Origin of the sequence: Pseudarthrobacter chlorophenolicus A6 (assembly GCF_000022025.1) — a bacterium.
Lineage (GTDB): Bacteria > Actinomycetota > Actinomycetes > Actinomycetales > Micrococcaceae > Arthrobacter > Arthrobacter chlorophenolicus.
Genome location: NC_011886.1, coordinates 2,516,234 through 2,541,644, shown reverse-complemented (window position 1 = coordinate 2,541,644; position 25,411 = coordinate 2,516,234). Strand labels below are relative to the sequence as shown.

Annotated in this window: 22 protein-coding genes, 2 tRNA genes and 1 pseudogene; 18 read left to right on the top strand and 7 right to left on the bottom strand. The window is 67.2% G+C overall.

Features of this window, described 5'->3' with window-relative positions:
* Positions 1–34 precede the first annotated feature (34 nt).
* Genes ACHL_RS11440 through ACHL_RS11425 form a run of 4 tightly spaced genes read left to right on the top strand, consistent with a single transcriptional unit; the run spans position 35 to position 3,953 of the window.
* Complete coding sequence (locus ACHL_RS11440; RefSeq protein ID WP_015937444.1) at positions 35–862, top strand: MBL fold metallo-hydrolase; 828 nt, start codon at positions 35–37, stop codon at positions 860–862.
* A gap of 3 nt (positions 863–865) precedes the next feature.
* On the top strand, positions 866–1,642 hold the full coding sequence (locus tag ACHL_RS11435; RefSeq protein ID WP_015937443.1) for a fumarylacetoacetate hydrolase family protein: 777 nt from the start codon (positions 866–868) through the stop codon (positions 1,640–1,642).
* Positions 1,643–1,692: 50 nt separating this feature from the next.
* Positions 1,693–3,207 carry a glutamate--tRNA ligase gene (gene gltX / locus ACHL_RS11430; RefSeq protein WP_015937442.1) on the top strand — a complete coding sequence of 505 codons (1,515 nt, stop codon included), beginning with the start codon at positions 1,693–1,695 and terminating at the stop codon, positions 3,205–3,207.
* Positions 3,207–3,953, top strand: a complete 747-nt coding sequence (locus ACHL_RS11425; RefSeq protein WP_015937441.1) for an HAD family hydrolase — start codon at positions 3,207–3,209, stop codon at positions 3,951–3,953. Before gltX ends, ACHL_RS11425 begins: the two co-directional genes overlap by 1 nt.
* Before the next feature lie 66 nt (positions 3,954–4,019).
* Here ACHL_RS11425 and ACHL_RS24710 read toward each other — a convergent pair whose 3' ends face one another.
* Both ACHL_RS24710 and ACHL_RS24705 read right to left on the bottom strand, forming a co-directional pair.
* Complete coding sequence (locus ACHL_RS24710; RefSeq protein ID WP_015937440.1) at positions 4,020–4,820, bottom strand: hypothetical protein; 801 nt, start codon at positions 4,818–4,820, stop codon at positions 4,020–4,022.
* Between the two features lie 152 nt (positions 4,821–4,972).
* Positions 4,973–5,614, bottom strand: a pseudogene (locus ACHL_RS24705) (hypothetical protein); the annotation flags it as partial.
* A 307-nt stretch (positions 5,615–5,921) separates the two neighbouring features.
* Between ACHL_RS24705 and ACHL_RS11415 the strand changes: the two are divergent.
* The 4 genes from ACHL_RS11415 to ACHL_RS11400 all read left to right on the top strand — a co-directional run bounded on the left by ACHL_RS11415 (position 5,922) and on the right by ACHL_RS11400 (position 9,702).
* A tRNA-Gln gene (locus ACHL_RS11415) sits at positions 5,922–5,993 on the top strand.
* A gap of 127 nt (positions 5,994–6,120) precedes the next feature.
* A tRNA-Glu gene (locus tag ACHL_RS11410) sits at positions 6,121–6,196 on the top strand.
* Positions 6,197–6,316: 120 nt separating this feature from the next.
* Positions 6,317–8,092, top strand: coding sequence for a dynamin family protein (locus tag ACHL_RS11405; RefSeq protein ID WP_050767089.1), 1,776 nt, complete (start codon positions 6,317–6,319; stop codon positions 8,090–8,092).
* Entirely contained in the window at positions 8,089–9,702 is a 1,614-nt protein-coding gene (locus ACHL_RS11400; RefSeq protein ID WP_015937438.1) for a GTPase, read from the top strand. Before ACHL_RS11405 ends, ACHL_RS11400 begins: the two co-directional genes overlap by 4 nt.
* Before the next feature lie 9 nt (positions 9,703–9,711).
* On the opposite strand, the gene ACHL_RS11395 is transcribed toward ACHL_RS11400, so the two are convergent.
* Both ACHL_RS11395 and ACHL_RS11390 read right to left on the bottom strand, forming a co-directional pair.
* On the bottom strand, positions 9,712–10,272 hold the full coding sequence (locus ACHL_RS11395; RefSeq protein WP_015937437.1) for a DUF1697 domain-containing protein: 561 nt from the start codon (positions 10,270–10,272) through the stop codon (positions 9,712–9,714).
* A 53-nt stretch (positions 10,273–10,325) separates the two neighbouring features.
* Positions 10,326–11,045 (bottom strand): IclR family transcriptional regulator, encoded by a 720-nt coding sequence (locus ACHL_RS11390; RefSeq protein ID WP_009356552.1) that lies wholly within the window; start codon positions 11,043–11,045, stop codon positions 10,326–10,328.
* Between the two features lie 113 nt (positions 11,046–11,158).
* On the opposite strand from ACHL_RS11390, the gene leuC reads away from it, so the two are divergent.
* The 6 genes from leuC to ACHL_RS11360 all read left to right on the top strand — a co-directional run bounded on the left by leuC (position 11,159) and on the right by ACHL_RS11360 (position 17,685).
* Positions 11,159–12,613, top strand: coding sequence for a 3-isopropylmalate dehydratase large subunit (gene leuC / locus ACHL_RS11385; RefSeq protein WP_015937436.1), 1,455 nt, complete (start codon positions 11,159–11,161; stop codon positions 12,611–12,613).
* A gap of 9 nt (positions 12,614–12,622) precedes the next feature.
* On the top strand, positions 12,623–13,225 hold the full coding sequence (gene leuD, locus ACHL_RS11380; RefSeq protein WP_015937435.1) for a 3-isopropylmalate dehydratase small subunit: 603 nt from the start codon (positions 12,623–12,625) through the stop codon (positions 13,223–13,225).
* A 158-nt stretch (positions 13,226–13,383) separates the two neighbouring features.
* On the top strand, positions 13,384–14,709 hold the full coding sequence (gene murA, locus ACHL_RS11375; protein WP_015937434.1) for a UDP-N-acetylglucosamine 1-carboxyvinyltransferase: 1,326 nt from the start codon (positions 13,384–13,386) through the stop codon (positions 14,707–14,709).
* A gap of 8 nt (positions 14,710–14,717) precedes the next feature.
* Entirely contained in the window at positions 14,718–15,491 is a 774-nt protein-coding gene (locus ACHL_RS11370) for a lysophospholipid acyltransferase family protein (RefSeq protein WP_015937433.1), read from the top strand.
* On the top strand, positions 15,488–16,534 hold the full coding sequence (locus ACHL_RS11365; protein WP_015937432.1) for an NAD(P)H-dependent glycerol-3-phosphate dehydrogenase: 1,047 nt from the start codon (positions 15,488–15,490) through the stop codon (positions 16,532–16,534). The genes ACHL_RS11370 and ACHL_RS11365 overlap by 4 nt, the downstream gene beginning before the upstream one ends.
* Before the next feature lie 2 nt (positions 16,535–16,536).
* Positions 16,537–17,685 (top strand): D-alanine--D-alanine ligase family protein, encoded by a 1,149-nt coding sequence (locus ACHL_RS11360; protein ID WP_015937431.1) that lies wholly within the window; start codon positions 16,537–16,539, stop codon positions 17,683–17,685.
* Between the two features lie 40 nt (positions 17,686–17,725).
* Here the strand turns inward: ACHL_RS11360 and ACHL_RS11355 are convergent, their stop codons facing one another.
* Complete coding sequence (locus ACHL_RS11355) at positions 17,726–18,229, bottom strand: DUF3515 domain-containing protein (protein ID WP_015937430.1); 504 nt, start codon at positions 18,227–18,229, stop codon at positions 17,726–17,728.
* A gap of 225 nt (positions 18,230–18,454) precedes the next feature.
* On the opposite strand from ACHL_RS11355, the gene thiL reads away from it, so the two are divergent.
* The 4 genes from thiL to rsmD are packed head-to-tail and all read left to right on the top strand — an operon-like array spanning position 18,455 to position 23,349.
* Positions 18,455–19,405, top strand: a complete 951-nt coding sequence (gene thiL, locus ACHL_RS11350) for a thiamine-phosphate kinase (RefSeq protein ID WP_081434844.1) — start codon at positions 18,455–18,457, stop codon at positions 19,403–19,405.
* A gap of 22 nt (positions 19,406–19,427) precedes the next feature.
* On the top strand, positions 19,428–20,420 hold the full coding sequence (locus ACHL_RS11345; RefSeq protein ID WP_043793999.1) for a DAK2 domain-containing protein: 993 nt from the start codon (positions 19,428–19,430) through the stop codon (positions 20,418–20,420).
* On the top strand, positions 20,410–22,683 hold the full coding sequence (locus ACHL_RS11340; RefSeq protein ID WP_015937427.1) for an ATP-dependent DNA helicase RecG: 2,274 nt from the start codon (positions 20,410–20,412) through the stop codon (positions 22,681–22,683). The genes ACHL_RS11345 and ACHL_RS11340 overlap by 11 nt, the downstream gene beginning before the upstream one ends.
* A gap of 51 nt (positions 22,684–22,734) precedes the next feature.
* Positions 22,735–23,349, top strand: a complete 615-nt coding sequence (gene rsmD, locus ACHL_RS11335; RefSeq protein WP_015937426.1) for a 16S rRNA (guanine(966)-N(2))-methyltransferase RsmD — start codon at positions 22,735–22,737, stop codon at positions 23,347–23,349.
* Between the two features lie 44 nt (positions 23,350–23,393).
* Here rsmD and ACHL_RS11330 read toward each other — a convergent pair whose 3' ends face one another.
* Both ACHL_RS11330 and ACHL_RS11325 read right to left on the bottom strand, forming a co-directional pair.
* Complete coding sequence (locus ACHL_RS11330) at positions 23,394–24,182, bottom strand: spermidine synthase (protein ID WP_015937425.1); 789 nt, start codon at positions 24,180–24,182, stop codon at positions 23,394–23,396.
* Positions 24,182–25,411: an aminotransferase class I/II-fold pyridoxal phosphate-dependent enzyme gene (locus ACHL_RS11325; RefSeq protein WP_015937424.1), complete on the bottom strand. Its 1,230-nt coding sequence runs from the start codon at positions 25,409–25,411 to the stop codon at positions 24,182–24,184. Before ACHL_RS11325 ends, ACHL_RS11330 begins: the two co-directional genes overlap by 1 nt.

Below are 25,411 nucleotides of genomic sequence, written 5' to 3'. Positions count from 1 at the left end.
GGAAGCCCCGGCACATCGGTGCAAGGATGGGGCTGTGACTCCAGATCCCGCCGCCACACTTCAGCGCAGTTCCGGCCTGACCCGGTTCATCCTTGCGCCCAATCCCGGGCCCATGAGCCTGGACGGAACCAACTCCTACGTCCTCGCCGCGCCCGGCAGCCCCACCGCGGTGGTGGTGGATCCCGGACCGGACGACGAAGACCACCTGCTGGCGCTGGCGCGCGCGGCCGCCGTCGAACTCGTCCTCATCACCCACCGGCACGCCGACCACACGGCCGGTTCGTCGAAGCTGCACCAGCTGACCGGCGCCCCCGTCCGCGCCGCGGATCCCGCCCACTGCCACGGCGGGGCAGCGCCGCTGCGGGACGGCGAGGTGGTCCGCGCCGCGGGGCTCGAACTGACAGTCCTGGCCACTCCGGGACACACCTCCGACTCGGTCTGCTTCCATCTGCCCGGCGACGGGCCGGACGGGTCCGTCCTGACCGGCGACACCATCCTGGGCAGGGGAACCACCATGCTGGACTATCCCGACGGGACGCTGGGGGACTACCTGGCCACCCTGGACCGGCTTGAGGCCTTGGGGCCGGCCACGGTCCTGCCGGCCCACGGACCCGTCCTGCCCTCGCTGGCAGAGGTTGCCCGCGGCTACCGGGCGCACCGCCACGAACGCCTGGAGCAGATCCGCGAAGCCTTGGGCCGGCTGGGCCGGGACGCGTCCGCCGGCGACGTGGCGGACGCCGTCTATTCCGACGTCGGACCTTCCGTTAGGCGCGCCGCCGAGATGTCAGTGGCCGCGCAGCTGCACTACCTGCGGGAGGGGTCCGGCGATGCGGGGGCCCACCGGGGAAACGGTAGGGTATGAACCATGCGTATTGCGAGGTTTGTTGTCGATTCCGATCCCCTCTACGGCGTCGTTGAAGGTGACGCCGGCAGCGAGGAAATTACCGTCATCCAGGGTGACCCGTTCTTCAATGGCGTGGAGCGCACGTCCGTCCGCCACAAGCTGGAGGACGTCCGGCTGCTGGCCCCGATCATCCCGCGCAGCAAGGTGATCGGCGTCGGCCGGAACTTCGTGGAGCACGCCCACGAGCTCGGCAACGATGTGCCTGCCCAGCCGCTGCTGTTCCTGAAGCCGAACACGGCCGTCGTCGGCCCGAACGATCCCGTGGTGCTGCCGGAGTTTTCCGAGGAAATCTCCTTTGAGGCCGAGCTGTGCGTGGTCATCGGCCGGATCTGCAAAGACGTCCCCGAGGACCGCGTGGACGACGTCATCTTCGGCTACACCTGCGGCAACGACCTCACGGCCCGCGACGTCCAGAAAACCGACCTGCAGTGGACCCGCGCCAAGGGCTTCGATACCTCCGCGCCGCTCGGCCCGTGGATTGAAACCGAGCTGGACACCGAGGACCTGCAGATCCAGGGCAGGCTCAACGGCGAAGTGCGCCAGGACGGCAACACCAACCAGATGATCCGCGGTGTGCGGGAACTGGTGTCCATCGTCTCCCAGGCGTTCACCCTCCTGCCCGGCGACGTCATCATGACCGGTACTCCTGCCGGCGTGGGCCTGGTCACCGCCGGAGACCGGTACGAAGTGGAAATCGAAGGCATCGGCCGGCTGTCCAACCCGATCGTCCGCCGCTAAGGGACAGGCCGCGGTGGCGGCAGGCGCCAGACGGTAAAGTTGAAGCCACTATGACTATCGCTTCTTCGTCGCCTGCCGCCTCCATCCCGCCTGTTACCGCGGAAACACCCGTCCGGGTCCGTTTCTGCCCCTCACCCACCGGCACCCCGCACGTGGGCCTGATCCGCACCGCCCTGTTCAACTGGGCCTACGCACGGCACACCAAGGGCACCCTGGTGTTCCGCATCGAGGATACGGACGCGGCACGGGACAGCGAGGAGAGCTACCACCAGCTGCTGGACGCGCTGAAATGGCTCGGCATCGACTGGGACGAGGGCGTCGAGGTGGGCGGCCCGCACGAACCCTACCGGCAGTCCCAGCGCAGCGACATCTACCAGGACGTCATCAAGCGGCTGCATGAGGGCGGCTTCATCTACGAGTCGTACTCCACACCGGACGAGATCGAAGCCCGCCACCGTGCCGCCGGCCGCGACCCCAAGCTCGGCTACGACGGGTACGACCGGCACCTGACCGAGGAGCAGCTGGCCCAATACCGGGCCGAGGGCCGCCAGGCCGTCCTCCGCCTCCGGATGCCCGATGAGGACCTGACCTTCAACGACCTGGTCCGCGGCGAGATAACCTTCCGCGCCGGTTCGGTTCCGGACTTTGCCGTGGTTCGGGCCAACGGCGCACCGCTGTACACCCTGGTCAACCCGGTTGACGACGCCCTGATGGGCATCACCCACGTGCTCCGCGGTGAAGACCTGCTCAGCTCCACCCCCCGGCAGATTGCGCTCTACCGTGCCCTGTACGCCATTGGCGTGGCCGAGTACATGCCGGAGTTCGGACACCTGCCGTACGTCATGGGGCAGGGCAACAAGAAGCTTTCCAAGCGCGATCCCGAGTCCAGCCTCTTCCTGCACCGGGAGCGGGGCTTCATCCCGGAGGGCCTGCTGAACTACCTGTCCCTGCTGGGCTGGTCCCTCAGCGCCGATGAAGACATCTTCACCGTGCAGCAGCTGGTGGAGAACTTCGACATCCACGATGTCCTGGCCAACCCCGCACGCTTCGACCTGAAGAAGGCCGAAGCCATCAACGGCACGCATGTGCGGATGCTCGCCCCGGAGGATTTCCGGAACCGGGTGGCGCACTACCTGCGTGAAGCCGGCCTGGTGGGGGAGATCCTGACCGACCGCGAAGAGGAGATCGTCACGGAAGCGGCGCCCCTGATCCAGGAGCGCATCACCCTGCTGGGTGAGGCACCGGAAATGATCGCCTTCCTGTTCAAGGCCGACGACGCCATCGACGTCGCCGACGACGCCCGCAAGGGCCTGCCGGAGAACCTGGCCGAAGTCCTGGATGCAGCGATCAGCGCCCTTGAGCCCATCGCTGACTGGAATCCGGAGACCATCCAGGCGGCCCTCAAGCAGGCCCTCGTCGAAGACCTGGGACTGAAGCCACGCCTGGCCTTTGGACCGGTCCGCACTGCCGTGTCCGGCCGCCGCATCTCGCCGCCGCTGTTCGAGTCGATGGTGATCCTGGGCAAGGATGCCTCACTCCGCAGGCTCCGGGCTTTCCGCGGCTGATGGCTGTGGCCAGTTTCGCTGCCGGCGGCATCCTGGAGACCCGCGTGGGTACCGTCCGGGGCGTCCTGTTCGATATCGACGACACGCTCGTGGATCTCGAATATTCCATGACCACTGCATTGCGTGAGGTCAGCGAGCATCTCCTGCCCGGGCTCGACCAGTCCGGGTGGGAGCGGTTCGGCCGTATCTTTACCCATGAGACCACGCATTACTACGACCAGTACCTTGCGGGGGAGCTGACATTCAATGAGCAGCGCCTCCTGCGGGGCCGGGCTGCTTTGGGACACTTCGGCATCGAACTGGCGGACGGCGAGGAATCCCACCAGTGGCTGAGCGCCTACATCCAGAAGCAGCCGTCCTACGTGAAGCCGTTCCCGGACGTCCTGCCTCTGCTCGATGTTTTGGACCGAGCGGGGATCCCTTACGGGGCCGTCAGCAACAACGTCCATGACTACCAACGGGCGAAACTGGACGGCGCGGGCCTGGAACGTGTGGCGCACCTCGTGGGCACCGACACTTTGGGGGTGGCCAAGCCCAACCCGGCGATCTACCTCGAGGGTGTCCGGCTCCTTGGGACGGCCCCCTCCGAAACCCTGTACGTGGGCGACAATATGCTGCTGGATGCGGAAGGCTCGACGGCGGCCGGCCTCCAGGGCGTGTGGCTGAACCGGAACGCCGAAACCGCGGCGCACTTTTCAGGAGCCGCGGTTTCCACGCTGGCGGAATTGGTCCCGCTCTTCCACTAGGAGCAGCGCCGGTTCAGTGCAGCTGGTCCGCCGCGGTCCAGTCCGCCGTCGATAAGCCCGCCCCGCTCAGTCCGTTCCCGGACGGGCGGAGCGGCGGCGCAGGACGAGGAAGGCTGCGACGCCGGCGGCCAGCAGCAGCGCGACGAGCAGCAGCGCCGTCGCCGGACCGTTCAGCCACGACGACGGCGATACTGCCGCCACCTTGGCCTGCAACTCTTCCGTACCGGCGGCAAGCTGCGAGTTCCCGTTGGCGGGGCTGCCCGCGCCCTCCGCCAGCTTGCCCGAACCATCGTCGAGCTTGCCGTTGCCCTCCGCGAGCTTTCCTGTGCCTTCAGCCAGCTGGCTGCTGCCGGCCTGAAGCTTGCCTGCCCCGGCGCTTAGCTGCACGGTGCCGTCAGAGAGGGCCTGCGCCCCCGCGAGCAGGCCGGGGTTTGCCGGGTCTCCGTCGCCGTTGATCCCTGTCATGAGTTTGGCGGTGCCGTCATGGAGTGTGTTGGCGGCGTAGATCAGTCCCGGCTTCTCCGGGTCCCCGGGAACACCGTCCATGCCGGTGCGGATCTTTGCCGTGCCGTCGGCCAACAGTGAAGTGCCCAGGACCACTCCCGGGTTGTGCGGGTCCGTGGAGTTGAGCCGCTCCGCCAGTGTGGCAAAGCCTGCGGTGAGCCTGCCGGCACCGGCATTCAGCTCGTCCGCTCCCGCAGTGAGCGTGCTGGTTCCGGCCTTGAGCCTGCCTGCGCCGTCGCTGAGGGCAACCGCCCCGGAGTCGAGTTTTTCGGCACCGGCATTGAGCTGGGCTGCCCCCGAGTAGGCCCTGCGGCCGCCTTCGGCAAGCTTGGCGATCTTGTCTTTGAGCAGGCCGATCGGCACCAGGCCCTGGGGGCCGTTCGCCGCGGACTCGAGCTGGTCAAGACCCTGGCTGAGCGCAGCCAGCCCATCTCCCTTCGCGGGTCGTTGCCCGCTCCGGGGTATCCCTCAAGCCGATCCGTCCCGGCCTTGAGCTGGGCTGTGCCGTCCCGCAGTGCCGCCGCGCCGGCGTTGAGGGTGCCTGCACCGGTGTCCAGCAGTCCTGCGCCGGTAGAGAGGCGGCTGGTTCCTGCCGCCAATTGCCCTGCGCCGTCCGCAAGGTTGTTGGGCGCGTTCCCGGCCGGCGTGGGAGTCAGGGCAGTGGAAAGCTCGACGGCACCTGCCTGGAGCTTCCTGGCGCCGTCATCGACCTGGTAGACACCCGGAACGAGCCTGTTAACCACGTCGTTTTGGAGCTTTGTGGTGCCTGCATGCAGTTTGTCCGCTCCGGGTGCCAATTTGTCCCGGACCCCGGAGTAGATCTCACCTGCCCCGGATTGGAGGGCTACGGCGCCGGTGCTGAGTGCCTTGGACCCGTCTTCCAGCTTGGCTGAGCCGTCCCTGACCCGGCCGGCGCCGGAGTTTGCGGCTCCAGCGCCGGTGGCGAGCTGGCCAGAGCCGTCCCTGAGTTGGGCCGCACCGGCTGCTGCTTTCGCGGCGCCGTCACTGAGCCGGGCGGCGCCGCCGGAGATCTGGCCGGTGAGATAGGTGTAGAAGGCAAGGAGCAGGACAAGTAACAGGGATAAGGCGAAAATTGCAATGGTTTGGGACCGGCTCTTGCGGCCGTCTGCCGCAATGGCTGCTGTACGGGTTGTCAACGCTGACTTCCTAACCCGCCCCCGGACGACGCTGCCCGGCGGCGAAGACCATGGTGGTTGGAACGGTTCCAGTGCTCTGGATTGCCCGAATGGGAGGGCATTAGCAGGTTACTGATGAGTAACTTACTCGACAGTAACTTTTAAGCTTTGCCGTTGGGCAAGGGTGGAATCCGTGGCAGTTCCGGGCGCGGGGGAGGGGCCGGCCGCCTCGATTTGTGCGAGCCGAAAGTCTCGGGTAGAGTATTTTCTCGTGCTGAGGCGCACGGAGCAGGGCGAAGGCCTTGAAGACCGGGCCCGAAAGTGTCATTGGGATATGGTGTAATTGGCAACACTACGGTTTCTGGTACCGTCATTCTAGGTTCGAGTCCTGGTATCCCAGCTCTGGTTTGAACATGTTCTGCATGTTCACATCAGAAGGTTTCAATCGGTTCGCCGATTTGAATCCAAAGCAAAGTGTATGAAATACTCACTGAGCTTGAACGGCGGAAACGCCAAAAAAGTTACTTGGCCCCATCGTATAGCGGCCTAGTACGCTGCCCTCTCACGGCGGTAACGCGGGTTCGAATCCCGCTGGGGTCACCATCAAAATGGTCCCGGGCAATAAGCCCGGGACCATTTTTTGTATTCGCGACCCGATTCAATTCTTCCCCAGCTCGCAGCTGGGTCAATTCCTTCTCAGCTCCCAGCTGGCATGATGTTGCTGTGACCCCACCGAATGAGAATCGCCCGGCGGACCGGCAGGAGCAACGGAACGAGGCGGCCGTGTCCCTGCTTGGACAGGTCCGCGGCACCTTGGCGGAGGTTGCCTTGCCCCTTGCCCTGCCGGGGGCGGAGCAGGGGCGGCGTGATGCCGCGGCCGGTGTGGCCCAGCTCGACGATTACATCCTTCCCCGCTACCGCAGCCTCGACGCCCCGCTGCTGGCCGTCGTCGGCGGGTCAACCGGAGCCGGAAAGTCCACCCTGGTCAATGCGTTGGCGGGCCATCCTGTCACCCGTTCCGGTGCCATCCGCCCCACAACCCGCCAGCCGATTCTCTTGCACCATCCTGCGGAAGCCGGCTGGTTCGAGGGCAGCCGGGTCCTGCCGGGCCTCGGCCGGATCCGGGGTGCCCTGTCCGCCGGACCGGTCCCTGCAGCCCATACCGTGACGGGACCGGACGCCGGGACCGTCTCCTCGCTGGTCCTGCTCGCCGATGACGCCGTTCCGGCGGGCATTGCGCTCCTCGACGCTCCCGACGTTGATTCCATTTCCGATGACAACCGGAAGCTGGCCGGCCAGCTGCTTGCAGCCGCGGATCTGTGGATCTTCGTCACCACGGCCAACAGATATGCCGACGCCGTTCCTTGGCGGCTGCTCCTGGATGCGGCCGCGAGGGACATCATGGTGGCGGTGGTCCTGGACAGGGTACCGCCGGGCGCGGAAGAAGAAGTCGTCGAGGATTTGCGGCGACTCCTCGACGCTGAGGGCCTGTCGGGTGCCCAGCTCTTTGTCATCCCCGAGTCCACGCTGGATCCGCTGGGAATGCTGCCCGCGGAGGCTGTCCTCCCGCTGCGGAACTGGCTCGTCGGCCTGGCCGCTGACGCCGGAGGCCGGGCCGACGTTGCGCGCCGCACCCTCAACGGTGCGGTGCGGGCACTGGCCGGCAGGGTTGCGGGGATCGCCGCATCCGCCGCAGAGCAGCAGCGCGCGGCCGCTGCCTTGGAGGCCGGCGTCGGAGCCGCGTACCGGGACGCGGGCATCAGGATCCTCGATGCCACGCGGGACGGCGCCTTGCTCCGCGGGGAAGTACTGGCCCGCTGGCAGGACTTTGTGGGTACCGGTGAATTCTTCCGGACCCTCGAGCAGAACGTGGGCCGCTTCCGCGACCGGCTGGGTGCCTTCTTCCGCGGTGAACCGCCGCCGGCCATCAAGGTCGAAGCAGCCATCGAAACGGGCCTGCAGGCCGTCATCGTCGATGAGGCTGCAAACGCCGCCGAGGAATCCGATCGCCGCTGGCGGTCCGACCCGGCGGGCCGGCAGCTGCTGGGCACAGACGACCTCTCGGGGGCCGGCCCCGGTTTCGCGGACCGGGCAGCACAGGAGATCCGCGCCTGGCAGGAGACGCTGATGGAACTTATCCGCACGGAGGGCCAGGGAAAGCGGACCCAGGCCCGGTGGCTATCCTTCGGCATCAACGGGCTGGGTGCCGCACTGATGATCGTCGTCTTCTCGATGACAGCAGGCCTGACAGGGCTGGAGGTCGGTGTGGCAGGGGGAACCGCCGTCGTGGGCCAACGCCTGCTCGAGGCCGTGTTCGGTGAAGATGCTGTGCGCCGGATGGCCGAAAAGGCACGCACTGACCTGGCTGCCCGCTGCCAGCGGCTGCTCGAAGAGGAACAGCAGCGGTTCCTGGACCGGCTCCCGGCCGCAGACGCGACGGCGGCCGGCATGCTCGACAGCCAGGCAGATGCGCTGGCCCGCCTGGCGGGTACCGCGTGAGCCGGCACAGCGGCGCCCGCGATTCATCACGGCTGGACCGGCGGCTGGAAGCACTGAACGACGCGCGGCAGCTGGCCGGTGGTGTCCTTCCGGACGCACAGCTGGAGGAGGTTCTCCAGGTCCTGGAGCGCGCCGGGTCGCGCCGGTCCCTGTCAGCGGAACACACTGTGGTGGGTTTCTTCGGTGCTACCGGAAGCGGTAAGTCCTCGCTGTTCAACGCGGTGAGCGGCAGCGACCTCGCGACGACGGCGGCCCGCCGCCCCACAACATCGGAGCCGCTGGCGGGGGTCTGGGGAGTGGGCGGCAGCGAACCGCTCCTCGACTGGCTCGATGTCCGCAACCGGCACCACGCAGCCCCCGTGGAAGGCTTCGCGGGCGAGGACACCGGCCTGATCCTGCTGGACCTGCCGGATTTCGATTCCACCCGCGCGGCCAACCGTGAAGTGGTGCAGCGCATGGTGGGCCTGGTGGATGTCCTCGTCTGGGTGCTCGACCCGCAAAAGTACGCGGATGCGGCGGTCCACCAGGATTTCCTCGCCCCGCTGGCCTCGCACGGCGCCGTTACTTTGGTGGTCCTCAACCAGGCGGACAGGCTCCCGGCCCACGACGTGCCGCCCGTCCTGGAATCCCTCCGCGGGATCCTTGCCGCCGAAGGCCTGGGCAAAGTGAAGGTCCTCGCTGCATCTGCGCTGACGGGCCAGGGCGTGGACGGCGTGCGTGCTGCGATCAGGAACGTGGTGGTGCAGCGGAAGGCCCGCTCGCAGCGGCTGGAGGCGGACGTAGCGAAAGCTTCCAGGGAACTGAGGGAGGCGTCCGGGGACGGTGAAGCTGCCGGTGTCCGCAACCAGGCCGTGGCGAGGCTGGGCGGCGAACTGGCGGCGGCAGCCAATGTGCCGGTGGTTGTCAGTGCCGTGGCCCGTTCCTACCGCCTCGAATCCGTCCGGCGGACGGGCTGGCCCGCCACCCGATGGCTCTCGAGGTTCCGGCCCGACCCCCTGCGCAGGCTCAACCTCCGCAGGGACGCACCGGCGGAACTCAACCGCACGTCGCTTCCGCCGGCCAGTGCCCCTGCCCGGGCGCGCACAGACTCTGCCGTCAGGGAGTTTGCAGATGCCGCCAGCGCCGGCGCGCCGGGTCCCTGGAGGGCCGCCATCCGCAGCGCGGCCCGTGACGGCCGGGACCGGCTTCCGGATGCCCTGGACCAGGCCATCGCCGGCACCGACCTTGGGGCCAACCGGAAATCCTGGTGGTGGGGTGTCTTTAATGTGGTCCAGTGGCTGGCGCTGCTGACCGTCCTGGGCGGCCTCGGTTGGCTCGCCGGCCTCGCGGCACTGCAGTATTTCCAAATGCCGGCACCGGAGCCGCCGCGGGTGGAAGGGTGGCCGGTGCCAACCCTGATGGCCGCCTTCGGAGTGGTGCTGGGGATTGTGCTGGCCCTAGCCGGCCGTTTCATTGCCGCAGGGACCGCCGCGGCACGGGCATCGAGGGCGCGGAAGCGGCTGGAGGCGGCCGTGGCCGGGGTTGCCCGGAACCTTGTGGTGGAACCGGTTGAGGTAGAGGTCAGCAGGCTTGCGGCGTTTAACGCGGCACTGAAGGTGGCGGCAGGCTAGGGGAGGGGCTCATCCCTTGCCGCCTGCGGCTTCCAGGCCGGCAGCAGCGTCCCGCACCTTGATCATGGTGCGCAGGTTGCGGGTAGTGGTTGCGGCCTTGAATTTGGCCTTGGACGAAACTTTGCTGAACGGGCTGTCCAGGGTCCCGCCGGCCGGTGCGAGCCAGGCGAGGGCCTCAGGGCCAAGCCGGTGTTGCCGGTGTGCGTCGCCCAGGGCCTGGCCCGCAGCGTCCAGTTCGTCCAGGACAGCGTGGTCGGAAGACAGCGTGATGTACGAGTGCGTGGACTTGTCGTCGTCCGGGTACGGGCACGCCTCCACTAGCTCTGCCACCCGGCCGGCCGGCAGGACCACTACCCAGGCCTCGTAGCCGAAAGCGGCGCGAAGGGCCTTCTCGAACTCCTGCTTCACGCCGGCGGCGTCCAGTCCGCTGGTAAGGACCACGTTGCCACTGGCCAGCAGTGTCTTGGCGTCGCCAAAGCCGCTGGCCTTCAGTGCGTCGCGAAGGTCTGCCATTTTGATGTTGATGCCGCCCACGTTGATGCCGCGGAGAAATACTGCGTAGCTGCCCATGGGCCACAGCCTAACCGCCCGAGGCCGGGTTGGGTGCTGTTGCCCGGCGGCGTTCAGTCGTTGTTTTTGCGCAGCGCTTCGGTAAGGATGCGGCCGGCGTTGCAGACCACTTCGGCGTGCAGCCTGCCGGGCTGCCGGGTCAGCCGCTCAATGGGGCCGGAGATTGATACGGCGGCAATGACGCGGCCGGACGGTCCGCGCACCGGCGCCGAGACTGAGGCGACCCCCGGCTCGCGTTCGCCAAGGCTCTGGCCCCAGCCCCGCCGTCGTACGCCTGCCAGGACCGTGGGCGTGAAGCGCGCCGACTGCAGGCCTTCGAGCAGGCGGTCGTGGTCTTCCCAGGCAAGCAGCACCTGGGCAGCGGAGCCGGCCTTCATGGACAACTGGGTGCCCACCGGAATGGTGTCGCGCAGGCCGATGGGGCGCTCGGCCGATGCCACGCAGACCCGCCAGTCGCCCTGGCGGCGGAAGATCTGCGCGCTCTCGCCGGTGGCGTCCCGAAGCTGCATCAGGACGGGGCCGGCAGAAGCGATGAGGCGGTCCTCGCCGGCGGCCGATGCCAGTTCAACCAGCCGGCTTCCGAGCACGAACCTTCCCTGGATGTCACGGCTTACCAGCCGGTGGTGGACCAGCGCGAGGGCGAGGCGGTGGACAGTGGGACGGGCCAGTCCGGTGGCGGCTACGAGCTGTGCCAGCGTGGTGGGGCCGGCTTCGAGCGCGTCAAGCACCTGTGCTGCTTTATCAATGACGCCGACTCCACTAGAATTGTCCATGTAATGATATTGCCGTCTCATTATCTGAGATGCAAATCTTTCGGCTGGCGCCGTGCCGAGCCGTCCTGCTTCAGTTGAAGCATTCAGCCAAACAGCAGTGAAGGGAGATGGCCATGGCAAAGACATTGGCCGAGAAAGTCTGGGACGCGCACGTGGTGCGCAAAGGCGACGGCGCAGGTGCCAACGCCCAGCCCGACCTTCTCTTCATCGACCTTCACCTGGTCCACGAGGTCACGTCCCCGCAGGCCTTCGAGGGCCTGCGCCTGGCTGGCCGCCCGCTGCGCCGCCCGGACCTGACCATCGCCACGGAGGACCACAACACTCCCACGCTGGACATCGACAAGCCTATCGCCGACCTCACCAGCCGGACCCAGATCCAGACGCTGCGCAACAACTGCGCGGAGTTCGGTGTCCGCCTGCACAGCCTCGGTGACGCCGAACAGGGCATCGTCCACGTGGTGGGTCCGCAGCTGGGCCTCACCCAGCCCGGCATGACGGTGGTCTGCGGCGACTCACACACCTCCACGCACGGTGCCTTCGGGGCGCTTGCCATGGGCATCGGCACTTCCGAGGTGGAGCATGTGATGGCCACCCAGACCCTGTCCCTGAAGCCGTTCAAGACCATGGCCATCAACGTTGAGGGCACGCTGCGCCCCGGCGTCACGGCCAAGGACATCATCCTGGCCGTCATCGCCAAGATCGGCACCGGCGGAGGCCAGGGCTACGTCCTGGAATACCGCGGCTCCGCCATCCGTGCCCTGTCCATGGACGCCCGCATGACCATCTGCAACATGTCCATCGAAGCCGGCGCCCGCGCAGGCATGGTGGCGCCGGACGAGACCACCTACGCCTACATGCAGGGCCGCCCGCACGCCCCCGAAGGCGCTGACTGGGATGCCGCCGTCGAGTACTGGAACACGCTGAAGACCGACGACGACGCAACCTTCGACGTCGAGGTGGACCTCGATGCCGACACGCTGGAGCCGTTCGTCACGTGGGGCACCAACCCAGGCCAGGGCGTATCCCTGTCCCAGGCTGTTCCGTCCCCCGAGGACTTCGGCGACGAAAACGCCAAGGCCGCCGCGGAACGCGCCCTCCAGTACATGGGCCTGGAAGCCGGCACCCCCATGAAGGACATCCGTGTGGACACCGTCTTCCTGGGTTCCTGCACCAACTCCCGCATCGAGGACCTCCGCGCCGCCGCGGACATTATCCGCGGCCGGGAAAAGGACCCGAAGGTCCGCATGCTGGTGGTGCCGGGCTCCGCCCGCGTCCGCCTCGAAGCGGAGGCTGAAGGCCTGGACCGGGTGTTCAAGGACTTCGGCGCCGAATGGCGCTTCGCCGGCTGCTCCATGTGCCTGGGCATGAACCCGGACCAGCTGGAACCGGGGGAGCGCTGCGCCTCCACCTCCAACCGCAACTTCGAGGGCCGCCAGGGCAAGGGTGGCCGCACCCACCTGGTGTCCCCGGTGGTGGCAGCGGCCACGGCTGTCCGTGGCACGCTCAGTTCGCCGTCGGACCTTGATCCTGCCCCCGCATCCGCCGCCATCCGCACCGACGCAGCCTAGGACACAACCATGGAAAAGTTCACCAAGCACACAGGCATCGGCGTTCCGCTGCGCCAGAGCAACGTCGACACGGACCAGATCATCCCCGCGGTGTACCTCAAGCGCATTACCCGCACCGGCTTCGAGGACGCCCTGTTCTCGGCCTGGCGCAAGGACTCGTCCTTCATCCTGAACCAGGAACCGTTCAACGCCGGCTCCGTCCTGGTGGCCGGGCCCGACTTCGGCACCGGTTCCTCCCGCGAGCACGCGGTGTGGGCACTGAAGGACTACGGCTTCAGGGCGGTGCTGTCCTCCCGGTTCGCCGACATCTTCCGCGGCAACTCGGGCAAGCAGGGACTGCTGGCCGCCCAGGTGGCCCAGGACGACATCGAGCTGATCTGGAAGGAACTGGAAAACGCGCCGGGAACCCAGGTGACGGTGGACCTGGAGTCGAAGACCGTCGTGTGCGGCAACATTGTGGCCCCCTTTGAGATTGACGACTACACCCGGTGGCGCCTGCTCGAAGGCCTGGACGACATCGGGCTGACCCTGCAGCATGAGGCCGATATCACGGCCTATGAGGCCACCCGGCCTTCGTTCAAGCCCAAGACCCTGCCTGCCAAGGTTTCCTAGCGCAGGGCCCTGCTCCTTGGCCCTGCGCGGGGTGCCGTACTTGGCCGCCACGCCCCGGCCAAGGAGCCTGCGTATTTCGGTTCGGTAACGCGACCTCCTATGCTTGGGTGGAGCCTTTGCAAGGATTTGGGGGCGAGTAATCGTGAGGAAACCGGTATATGAGTAGTGTTCTGACAATCCGCGGCGGAGTCCCGCTTACTGGCCGCGTCACCGTCCGGGGGGCCAAGAACCTTGTCCCCAAGGCAATGGTGGCGGCGTTGCTGGGCAACGAACCGTCGGTGTTGCGGAACGTTCCGGAGATCAAGGACGTGGAGGTTGTCACTTCCCTCCTGCAGCTCCATGGCGTGACGGTGGAGAAGGACCCGGTCAGCGGGGATCTCACCCTTGATCCGAAGGCAGCGAAGACGGCGTCCAGCACGGCCATTGACGCCCACGCCGGGGACTCCAGGATTCCCATCCTGCTGTGCGGCCCCTTGATCCATGCCATCGGCGAAGCTTTCATCCCGGACCTTGGCGGCTGCAAAATCGGCGACCGCCCCATCGACTACCACCTGGACGTGCTCCGCCAGTTCGGCGCCGTGGTGGAAAAGCGCCCGGGCGGGATCCATATTTCTGCCCCCAAGGGCCTGCATGGTGCCAAGATCTCGCTGCCGTACCCGTCCGTGGGCGCCACCGAGCAGGTCCTGCTCAGCGCCACCCGCGCTGAAGGCATCACCGAACTGACCGGTGCCGCCACCGAGCCGGAGGTTATCGACCTCATCGCGGTGCTGCAGAAAATGGGCGCGATCATCAGCGTCCAGACCGACCGCACCATCCGCATCGAGGGCGTCCGCGACCTCGGCGGCTACAACCACCGTGCCCTCTCCGACCGCAATGAGTCGGCGTCCTGGGCTTCCGCTGCCCTTGTCACGCGCGGCGACATCTTCGTCGAGGGTGCTTCCCAGCGGGACATGATGACCTTCCTGAACACCTACCGCAAAGTGGGCGGCGGCATGGACATCGGCGAGGACGGCATCCGGTTCTACCACCCCGGCGGGAAGCTCAACCCCCTGGTGCTCGAAACCGACGTCCACCCCGGGTTCATGACTGACTGGCAGCAGCCCCTGGTGGTGGCGCTGACCCAGGCCGAGGGCGTCTCGATCGTCCACGAGACCGTCTACGAGAACCGCTTCGGCTTCACGGACGCGCTCATTCGGATGGGCGCCAGCATCCAGGTGCACCGTGAATGCCTGGGCAGCGTTCCCTGCCGGTTTGGGCAGCGGAACTTCCTGCACTCGGCAGTCATCTCCGGGCCTACCCAGCTCAAGGGCACCGACATTGACGTGCCGGACCTGCGCGGCGGGTTCAGCCACCTCATCGCCGCACTGGCCGCCACCGGAGTATCGCGGGTCACGGGCATCGACATCATCAACCGCGGCTACGAGCGCTTCACCGAGAAGCTCGCCGGGCTGGGTGCCGATTTCGACATCACCGCCGCGAAGTAGCGGCGGCCGTGAAGGAATCTGCCAAGAGCAGGGCCACGTTCGTGTTCATCGCCGGCATTGCCCGGCCGCTGTTGAACCTCATGATGAACAAGAAATGGGAAGGCCTCGAAAAGCTTCCCGCCGGTGGGTTCATCGCCGCGCCCAACCACTGCACGGAGATCGATCCGCTGGTAGTGGGGCACATGCTGTACAACCAGAAGCGGGCTCCGCATTTCCTCGCCAAAGCAGGTCTTTTCAAGGTCCCCGCACTCGGCTGGCTCCTGCACGCCACCAAGCAGATCCCGGTGGAGCGTTCGACGGCGGGTGCGAACCGGTCGCTGCAGGTGGCCCAGGAGATCGTGGCGGAGGGCGGCGCCATCATCATCTATCCGGAGGGCACGCTCACCCGTGACCCGGACCTGTGGCCGATGAAGGGCCATACCGGGGCTGCCCGGCTCGCCCTCGAAGGCGGCATCCCGGTGGTCCCCATCGCCCATTGGGGAGCGCACGAAGTGTTTCCGCGCTATGGCAAGACGTTCCACATCTTCCCGCGCAAGACATCAAGGGTTGTCATCGGCGACCCCGTGGACCTCAGCGCCTTCGCCGGCAGGCCGATGGACAAGGCCACGCTGGCGGAAGCCACGGAAGCCATCATGGATGCCATCACGGCTCTCCTCGCCGGCCTGAGGGCCGAGGTGCCGCCCGCCGAACGCTGGGATCCGGCAAGGAAGCAGCAGTCCAAGCACGGCCGTTTCATGGAGCGCGGCGGGCAGCGCCCCGCCGATGGGCCGGACGCACAGTGACCCTGGATTTTGCGGGTTCGGCCCGCTCCGTCGCGGTCCTGGGCGCCGGCTCCTGGGGAACAACGTTCGCGAAAATCCTGGCCGATGCCGCCACGGCGGCGGGTACCCCGCGTGAGATCAGGCTGTGGGGCCGCCGCGGTGAAGTGGTTGAGCAGGTCAACAGCAGCCACCGCAACCACCAGTACCTTAAGGACGTGCCGCTGCCCGCCAGCATCACGGCGTCCACCGACGTCGAGGACGTGCTCCACGGGGCCGACCTCGTGGTCCTGGCAGTCCCCGCCCAGTCGCTGCGCCCGCAGCTGCGGGAGTGGCGCCACCTTATCGACCCTGATGCCGTGGTGGTCTCGCTCATGAAGGGCCTCGAGCTCGGCACTGACGCGCGCATGAGCCAGGTCATCAGCGAGGAGCTCGGCCTCGATGCCGGCAGGATCGCCGTCGTCTCCGGTCCCAACCTGGCCATGGAAATTGCGCGGGAGGAGCCCACCGCCTCGGTGGTGGCCTGCGCCGATTCCGCTGTCGCCGGTTGGCTGGCGCGAAGCTGCACGGCGCCCTATTTCCGCCCTTACACCACCTCTGACGTGGTAGGTGTGGAGATCGGCGGGATCGTCAAGAACGTCATTGCCCTGGCCGTCGGCATCTGCGAAGGCAAGGAGATGGGGGACAACACCAAGGCCTCCGTCATCACCCGCGGCCTGGCCGAAACGTCCCGCCTCGCCCTTGCCCTCGGTGGCGAAGCCAAGACCATGGCCGGACTCGCCGGCCTGGGCGACCTTGTGGCCACCTGCTCATCGCCGCTGTCCAGAAACCACACGGCAGGAAGGCTGCTGGGCCAGGGCCTCACGCTGGAGGAAGTGGGCCAGAAGATGACGCAGACGGCGGAAGGCATCAAATCCGGCCAGGCCGTGCATGAACTGGCGGGCAAGCTGGGCGTGGAAATGCCCATCACCGCCGCCGTTGTGGCCGTGCTGGCCGGCAAGCTGTCCGTTAACCAACTGGGACCTGTCCTGCTGTCCCGGGAACTGAAACCTGAAGGTGATGACTGACGATGTCCCACAAAGACCTGACCTCAGGGGAGCCGGCCGGGCGTCCCAAACCGCGGGTAGCGGTCCTGTTCGGGGGCCGGTCCAGCGAGCACGCGGTCAGCTGCGTCACCGCCGCGGGCGTGCTCGGCGCCATTAACAAGGACAAGTACGACGTCATCCCCATCGGGATCGCCAAATCGGGCCAGTGGGTGCTGGCCGGCGGTGATACTGCCCAGTGGTCCCTTGCCGGTAAGGCACTGCCCGAGGTGGCGCCGTCCGAGCAGACTGTCACGCTGGCCGAGATCGGCGGAGAGCACCAGCTGATCGTGGCTGCCCCCAATGAGGTTCCGCAGGAACTTGGCACGGTGGACGTGGTCTTTCCCCTCCTTCACGGGCCCTTTGGTGAAGACGGAACCATCCAGGGGCTCCTGGAACTCTCGGACACCCGGTACGTCGGCGCCGGGGTCCTGGCGTCCGCCGTGGGCATGGACAAGCACTTCATGAAAGTTGTCTTCGAATCTGCCGGCCTCCATGTGGGGCCCTATGTTGCCGTGACTGACAGGCAATGGCAGAAGGATCCCGAGGCTGTCCGGAAGCAGGTCGACAGGCTGGGCTTCCCCGTGTTCGTCAAGCCCGCACGGGCCGGCTCCTCCATGGGCATCTCCAAGGTGGACTCGCTGGAAGGGCTGGATGCAGCCATCGAGGAAGCGCGCCGTCACGACCTCAAGCTGGTCATCGAGGCCGGCATCGTGGGCCGGGAAATCGAATGCGCCGTGCTGGAGGGCCGTGGAACCGATGCGCCCCGGACCTCTTTGCCTGGCGAGATTTCCGTGGCCGGCGGCGGCCACGAGTTCTACGATTTCAACGCCAAGTACGTCGAGGACGATGCCGCGTCGCTGAGCTGCCCCGCAGACATTCCTGATGAAGCCATCGCCAGGGTGCGGGAACTCGCCGCCGCCGCGTTCGATGCTGTCGGCGCCGAAGGCCTGAGCCGCGTTGACTTCTTCTACACACCTGACGGCGACCTGATCATCAACGAGATCAACACCATGCCCGGGTTCACGCCCAAGAGCATGTACCCGCAGATGTGGGCCAAATCCGGTCTCGGCTATGCCGAACTGATCGACGAGCTGATCCATCTGGCCCTGAACAGGAAGACCGGACTGCGCTGACCTGGGCTTTCCTCCCCGCGGTGGGGCCTGCCCGGGCCTGCTACTGGCTCTGGGGCAGGTCCTGCAGTTCCTGTTGGCCCACGCAGTTGCGGCCGGCCGGCACCTTGCCCGCGGCTGTGGCGAGGTCGGCCAGCACTGTAGCGGAGCTGATCTTGTCCGGGTCCATCAGGATTTCGGTGGCGGGTTCGCGGCCGTAAGTGGTGAGTGTCCACACCGGATCGCCTTCCTTGATGACCCAGTCAATGCCGTTCACCGTGACGCAGCGGTCCGTGGTGGGTCCGGGGACATTCACGCCGCAGCGGAGGATCACCAGCGACGGATCGCCCCAGGCGGCGGTGGCCTGGCTGTTGGTCTGCCGCAGCTTTGCTTCACCAATGGCGTCCGGAAGCGCCACCATCATGGGCGCGCACGCAGGATTGGCTGCATCCTGGGCTGCGGTGACATCGACGGCGGGGGAGCAGCCTGCCAGCGGGAGGGCCACCATGGCCCCAATGAACACCGTCCTGGCAGCACGGCGGGGCAGGGACAGGTGGGGGCTGGGCATGATCCAAGCCTATCGCCGGAACGGGGTGTTCCGGACATCGCCGGGCACTTTCGGAGCAGTTGCCGGCGCAGCCGGGCTGCGGTCAACAGCTGAGCTGCCTGGAATGTCAGTGCCGCGCTGTAGCGTAGTGGGGTGCCTGAAAAGCCTTTGACTGAACCCGATTCTCCGGTGGTTGCCGCCCTCTCCGAGGCCGGGCTGCTGGCACGGATCTTCCCGCGCCTGGCCATGGACGCAGGGCATTCCGCCGCCACCGTTCTCGGTCCCGGTGACGACGCCGCCATCGTCAGCGCGCCGGACGCCAGGACAGTCATCAGCATCGATACCCAGGTCCAGGACCAGGACTTCCGCCTCAGCTGGCCCAACGGTTACTGCAGTACGGGGTTTGATGTGGGCTGGAAGGCGGCAGCACAGAACCTCAGCGACATCAACGCCATGGGTGCCAGGGCAACCTCCATGGTGGTGAGCCTCACATTGCCGCCGCACACCCCGGTGGCCTGGGTGGAGCAGCTGGCCGACGGCCTCACCGCCGCGATCCGGGAGCTGGGAGCGTCAAGCTGCTCGGTGGCGGGCGGAGACCTGGGCCGGGGCCGGGAAATATCCGTAACAGTTGCTGTGCTCGGCACGCTCGACGGCGGGAACGCGGTCCTCCGCTCTGGCGCCAGTCCGGGGGACGTCCTGGCGCTGGCAGGTACAGCGGGCCACGCCGCTGCGGGCCTGGCACTCTTGGAGTCCACGCATCACGTGGGGCAGCTGACCCCGCAGCAGCGCAGCCTGTTGGACCTCCAATGCCGTCCCGTACCCCCGCTGGCCGCCGGGCCTGCCGCACGGGCGGCGGGCGCCACCGCAATGCTGGACGTCTCGGACGGCCTGCTGCGGGACGGGAACCGGATCGCACTGGCCAGCGGCGTCTGCGTAGACCTCGATCCGGCCAGCCTGGACCTGCTGGCCGCTGCCCTGGAGCCGGCAGCGGACCTGCTGGGAACGGATGCCCGGACGTGGTTGCTGGGCGGAGGCGAAGACCACGGATTGCTTGCCACCTTCCCGCCTGACGTTCAGCTTCCTCCCGGATTCACTGCGATAGGCTCGGTACAAGCACTGGGAATCGACGAAGGTCCGCGCGTGACGATTGCGGGCCGGGCCGCGGACACCGGGGGATGGGACCACTTTGCAGACTAAGATCGCCGCCAATGCCCAGGCTATGAGGCGGTGGCTCAACAAAGCGGAAACCGCGCTGGGCAACCACAGCGACCGCCTCAACGCCATCAATATTTTCCCTGTCGCGGATGGCGACACCGGCACCAACCTCTACCTCACGGTCCGTGCCGCCTCCGACGCCCTGGACGGGCTGGACCCGTCAGTTACGGATGTCGGCGCCGTCCTTACCCACGCGGGCCAGGCGGCACTGGAAAAAGCCCGGGGGAACTCCGGGACGCTGTTCTCCGTCTTCCTCTGCGCGGCGGCTGAACCCCTCGCAGGCCAGCAGCGCCTGAGCTCGGCCCTGCTGGCAACAGCCCTGCACCGGGCCCAGATCCGGGCCTGGACCGCGCTGAGCGATCCCGTTCCCGGCACCATGCTTTCCGTGATGGAAGCCGCATCCCTGGCGGCCGGTGAGATCGACGCCCTCCATCCCGGAGATGACAGTAACCACGCCCTCGGGGTGACGCTGGACGCCGCAGTCGCGGCGGCATTGGCCGCCGTCGTCTCCACGGAGGACCAGCTCGACGCCCTGCAGGCAGCCAAGGTGGTGGATGCCGGCGGCGTGGGGCTGCTGCTCATCCTGGACTGCCTCCGTTCCGTGGTCCTGGGGGAAGAACTGCAGGGAACATTGCTCGACGACCTTCACGGCTACAGCGTCCAGGACCCCCACATCCACACCAGCATGCCGGTGGACGAAGGCGTGGAGGTCATGTGCACCATCAGCCTTTCGCCCCTGGATGCAGCCACGCTCCGGCAGCACCTGGACGAGCTGGGCGATTCTGTCATCATGAGCCAGCTGGGCGGCGGGGAAGCCGGTGACGGCACCTACCGGTGGCGGGTCCACGTGCACGTCCCTACGCCGGGTCCGGCCGTGGAACTGATCCGCACCCTGGGTACGCCCACCGACATGTCCATCAGCGCCCTGTCTGACACGTCCGGCCACCGGAGCCAGGCGCTCCAGGAGGCAGTGGACTCCGGTGGGCATGAACGCTGAGCCCGGCCTTGCCCTGGAACGCCGCATCGGCAAGCGTTCAGCGGGGGTCATCGAAAAGCACCTCAACATCACCACGGTTGAGGGCCTGCTTAACTACTTCCCGCGGCGCTACATGGCGCGTGGTGAACTGACGCCCATCAGCGACCTGCCGCGTGATGAAGAGGTAACCCTCATCGCGCGCGTACTTTCGAGCAATACCCGTTCCATGCAGGCACGCAGGGGAACCATCACCGATGTCGTGATCTCGGACGATGACGGCAGGAACGGCCTGAAGCTGGTCGGCGGTACCGACTTCCACGGGAAAGTTCCGGGCACCCTGAAAATCAGCTTCTTCAATGCCTTCCGGGCAAAGAGCGAACTGCTCCCCGGCCGCCGTGCATTGTTCTCGGGCAAGGTCACCAGTTTCAAAGGTTCCCTCGGCCTGACCAACCCCGATTTCCAGGTTTTGGATTCGGACCCCTTCACGGCCGGCGGTGATGACCCGGAGAAGCTCGCCGCCATGCCGATTCCCGTATACCCGGCCACCGCAAAGCTGCCCAGCTGGAAAATCCAAAAAGTCATTGCCACCCTGCTCGAAACCGTGGACCTCGCCGCCCTCCCGGATCCCGTTCCGGAGACCGTCACCGCGAGGGAGGAATTCCTGCCGCTCGCTGATGCCTACCGGCTGATCCATGAACCGGAAACGGCGGCGGACTGGCAGCGCGCACGCCAGCGGTTCCGCTACCAGGAGGCGCTGGTGCTGCAGTCCGCCCTGGCAAGGCGCCGGTCCCAACTGGCCGCAGAGGAAGCAACGGCCAGGCGGCCGGTCCGGGACGGCCTGCTTGCTGCGTTCGACCGCAACCTGCCTTTCACGCTCACCGACGGCCAGGCCGCCGTCGGTAAAACCCTGGCCGCCGGGCTTGCCGCAGACCACCCCATGAACCGCTTGCTGCAGGGTGAAGTGGGATCGGGCAAAACCGTCGTGGCGCTGCGGGCCATGCTTCAGGTGGTGGACGCCGGGGGCCAGGCCGCCCTGCTGGCTCCAACGGAAGTCCTCGCCGCCCAGCACTTCGACTCCATTCGCCGGACCCTCGGCCCGTTGTCCAGGGATGGATTGCTCGGCGCATTCGGCGGCACGGACGGGCAAGCGGTGCAGGTCACCCTGCTGACGGGTTCCATGCCTGCCGCGGCCCGGAGGCAGGCCATGCTGGACGCCGCGTCAGGGACAGCGGGGATCGTCATTGGGACCCACGCGTTGTTGAGCGACAACGTGTCCTTCTATGACCTCGGACTGATCGTGGTGGACGAGCAGCACCGCTTTGGCGTGGAGCAGCGCGATGCCCTGCGTGCCAAGGCCAGGAAACCACCGCACCTGCTGGTGATGACCGCTACGCCCATCCCGCGCACCGTGGCCATGACAGTTTTTGGCGACCTCGAAACCTCCACTTTGGACGAACTTCCCAAGGGCCGAGCCCCTATTTCCACCCATCTCGTCGGCCTGGCAGAAAACCCTGGCTGGGCCGGGCGGATCTGGGCCCGCGCACGCGAGGAAATTGATGCCGGCCACCAGGTCTACGTTGTCTGCCCCAAGATCGGCACCGACGACGACGGCGACTTCACCCCGGGCGAAGCGGAGCCGGCCGCCGCCGACCTCGAGGAGAACGGGCGGGAACTAGCCTCCGTGACAGCCGTCGTCGAGCAGCTGCAGGACGAACCGTCCATCGCCGGGGTGCCTGTCGCCCCACTGCACGGACGCCAGGACCCGGACCTCAAGTCGGCCACCATGGCAGGCTTCGCGGCCAATTCCATCAAACTGCTCGTTTCCACCACCGTGATCGAGGTGGGCGTGGACGTCCATAACGCGACGATGATGGTCATCCTGGACGCCGACCGGTTCGGCATCTCCCAGTTGCACCAGCTTCGGGGACGGGTGGGCCGGGGTGGGCTTCCGGGGACCTGCCTCCTGGTCACCTCCCTGGAACGCGGGCACCCCAGCCGGCGGCGGCTGGACGCCGTGGCGGCCACAACCGACGGCTTCGTCCTCTCCCAGGAGGACCTGAAGCTGCGCCGTGAGGGCGACATCCTGGGCGCCTCCCAGTCCGGCGGGCGCTCCACCCTCAGGCTCCTCCGCGTGCTGGAGCATGAAGACATCATTGCCCAGGCCCGTTCCGATGCTCAGGAGATCGTCACCGGCGATGCGTCCCTGGCAGCCCATCCTGAGCTGGCCGATGCCATTGACAGGTACCTCAACCCCGAGAAGGAGGCGTTCCTTGAACGCGGTTAGCAAGGACCCTGCCGGAAGCAGCAGGACCCCGGCCGGACAGGGGTTGACGGCATGAGCCGGATCATCGCCGGAGCGGCCGGCGGCACACCCCTGTCCTCCGTTCCGGGCTCGCTGACCCGCCCTACCACCGACCGCGTCAAGGAGGCGCTCTTCTCGCGGCTGGATGCCTTCGACGTCATCGCCGGAGCCCGCGTACTGGACCTCTACGCCGGGTCCGGTTCGCTGGGGGTTGAGAGCGGCAGCCGGGGAGCCGGCAGCGTGGACCTTGTCGAATCCGAAGCCAAGGCAAGCGCGGTTTGCCAGCGCAACGCGGACCTGGTCAATGGGGTTGTGGGCCGCAAGGCAGTGACCGTCCACCGGTCCAAGGTGGAGCCCTTCCTGGACCGCGCCGCGGAGTCCGCAGCGTGGGACCTGGTGTTCCTGGACCCGCCGTACCCGCTCGACGAAGTGGCCCTCGCCGCCGTACTGCGGAAACTCGCCGCGCATCTGGCGCCATCCGCCGTCGTCGTCGTCGAACGGTCCTCCCGGTCACCCGAACCGGACTGGCCTGACGAACTGGAAAGGTTCGCCGAGAAAAAGTACGGCGAAACCCGGCTCTGGTTCGCTGAGCCCTACGTCCCGGACGCCATCGGAAGCGATGACCTTCCGGCCGCTGCGGAGTCCTAGCAGCCGCTTCGGCCAGGATCACGCTGAGGTTCCGGGCGGATCGGCTATGGGGCGAGCCGGTCCAGGTCCACTCCCGACAGCACCTTCGCCGGGTGGGGGCCGAGGGCAGTGAGTTGGGCAGTCCACTCCTGGGGCCAGGCCCCCTGGGTCCCGGCGAGGATGATGTTGCCCGGGTACCGGCCCTCGAACAGGCCGTTCTCTGCGAAAGCCGCAACGTCCGCCATGGTCTCCCGGAGCGCGGCCACCTGGCTTCGGACCAGGGTGAGTGCGGGCTCGTCTCCGACGTTGACCACCAGCACCCCCGAGGGTTCCAGCTTCGCCCGGACTTCGCCGTAGAACTCGGCGCAGGCGATATGCGCGGGCGCTTCCGGGCCGGAGAAGATGTCCAGGATGACGACGTCGAACGCGAGCTCCGGGTCAAGCTCACCGAGTGCCTGCCGGGCGTCGCCGATGATGGCGTGCAGGTCTGTCCCCGCGGGCAGGGGCAATTCCCGCAGGACGAAATCCAGCAGTTCACGCTCCAGTTCCACCGCGTACTGCACGGAGCCGGGTCGGGTCGCCTGGATGTAGCGGGCCAGGGTCAGCGCGCCCGCTCCCAGGTGCAGCGCACGGACGGGCGCTCCGGCAGGGGCCGCCAGGTCAACGAGGTGGCCGATGCGGCGGAGGTACTCGTAGAAGATGTCCTCGGGGTGGGACAGGTTCACGTGTGATTGCTCAGCCCCGCCGATGCTGAGCACGTAGCTGCCGTCGGTGAACGTGTCCGGTTCAATAGTCGCGTGCTGGCCAGTGGCGCGAAGGAAGCGGGAGGTGTGCCCGTGTTTGCCCGCCGCCATCAAAGCCTGCTGCCCAGCGCGGCCAGCCGCCCGGCGGCCTCTTCGAGGACGTCCGCTTTCTTGCAGAAGGCGAAGCGGAGCAGGCTGCGCGTGCGTTCAGCACCTTCAGGGTGGCAGAATACCGGCACCGGGATGGCGGCCACCCCCACCAGCCCGGGGAGGCGCCGCGCGAGGTCCACCGAGTCGGTGATGCCCAGCGGCGCCGTGTCCACGTTGACGAAGTAGGTGCCCTGCGGGGCGTAAACGCCGAAGCCGGCGGCGCGCAGCCCCTCGCTGAGGATGTCGCGTTTTTGCTCGAGGGAGGCCGCTATGCCCTGGTAGAAGCTGTCGGGGAGGCCCAGCCCTGCCGCTATGGCGGGCTGGAAGGGGGTGCCTGAGCTGTAGGTGAGAAACTGCTTGACGGTACGCGCGGCGGCCACGAGCTCTGCGGGCCCGGTCAGCCAACCGATTTTCCAGCCCGTGAGGGAGAAGGTCTTCCCGGCGGAAGAGATGGTGATGGTCCGTTCGGCCGCCCCGGGCAGGGACGCCACCGGGATATGGCGGACGCCGAAGGTGAGGTGCTCATAGACCTCGTCGGTGATGATCAGCACGTCGTGCTTTTGTGCCAGGGCCACAACTTTCTGCAGCACCTCACGGGGAAAGACCGCACCTGTGGGATTGTGCGGATTGTTCAGCAGGACCACGCGGGTCCGTTCGCTGAAGGCGGCCTCGAGGGCGGCCAAGTCCGGCATGAAATCGGGCGCGAGCAGGGGCGCAGTGACATGCGTGGCCCCCGACAGCCCGATCACTGCACCGTACGAGTCGTAGAACGGTTCGAGGGTGAGGACTTCGTCGCCGGGCCCTGTAAAGGCCAGCAGCGAGGCGGCGATCGCCTCGGTGGCGCCGGTGGTGATCAGGACTTCCGTGTCCGGGTCAGGGGTCAGCCCGTAAAAACGTTCCTGGTGGGCGGCCACCGCGGCTCGCAGTTGGGGGATCCCTTTACCGGGCGCGTACTGGTTGGCACCCGCCGCGATGGCATCCCGGGCGGCGTCCAGGATCTCCTGCGGTCCATCCTCGTCGGGGAAGCCCTGGCCCAGGTTGATTGCCCCGGTCTGGACTGCGAGGTTGGTCATCTCCTCGAAGATGGTGACGCCAAGTCCGCCGTCAGCGGCCAGGAGGTTCGCTCCCAGGGCGGTCCGCTGCCATGGAGCGGGGGCAGAAGGCGCGGAAAGTTCCCGTGACGCGTGCAT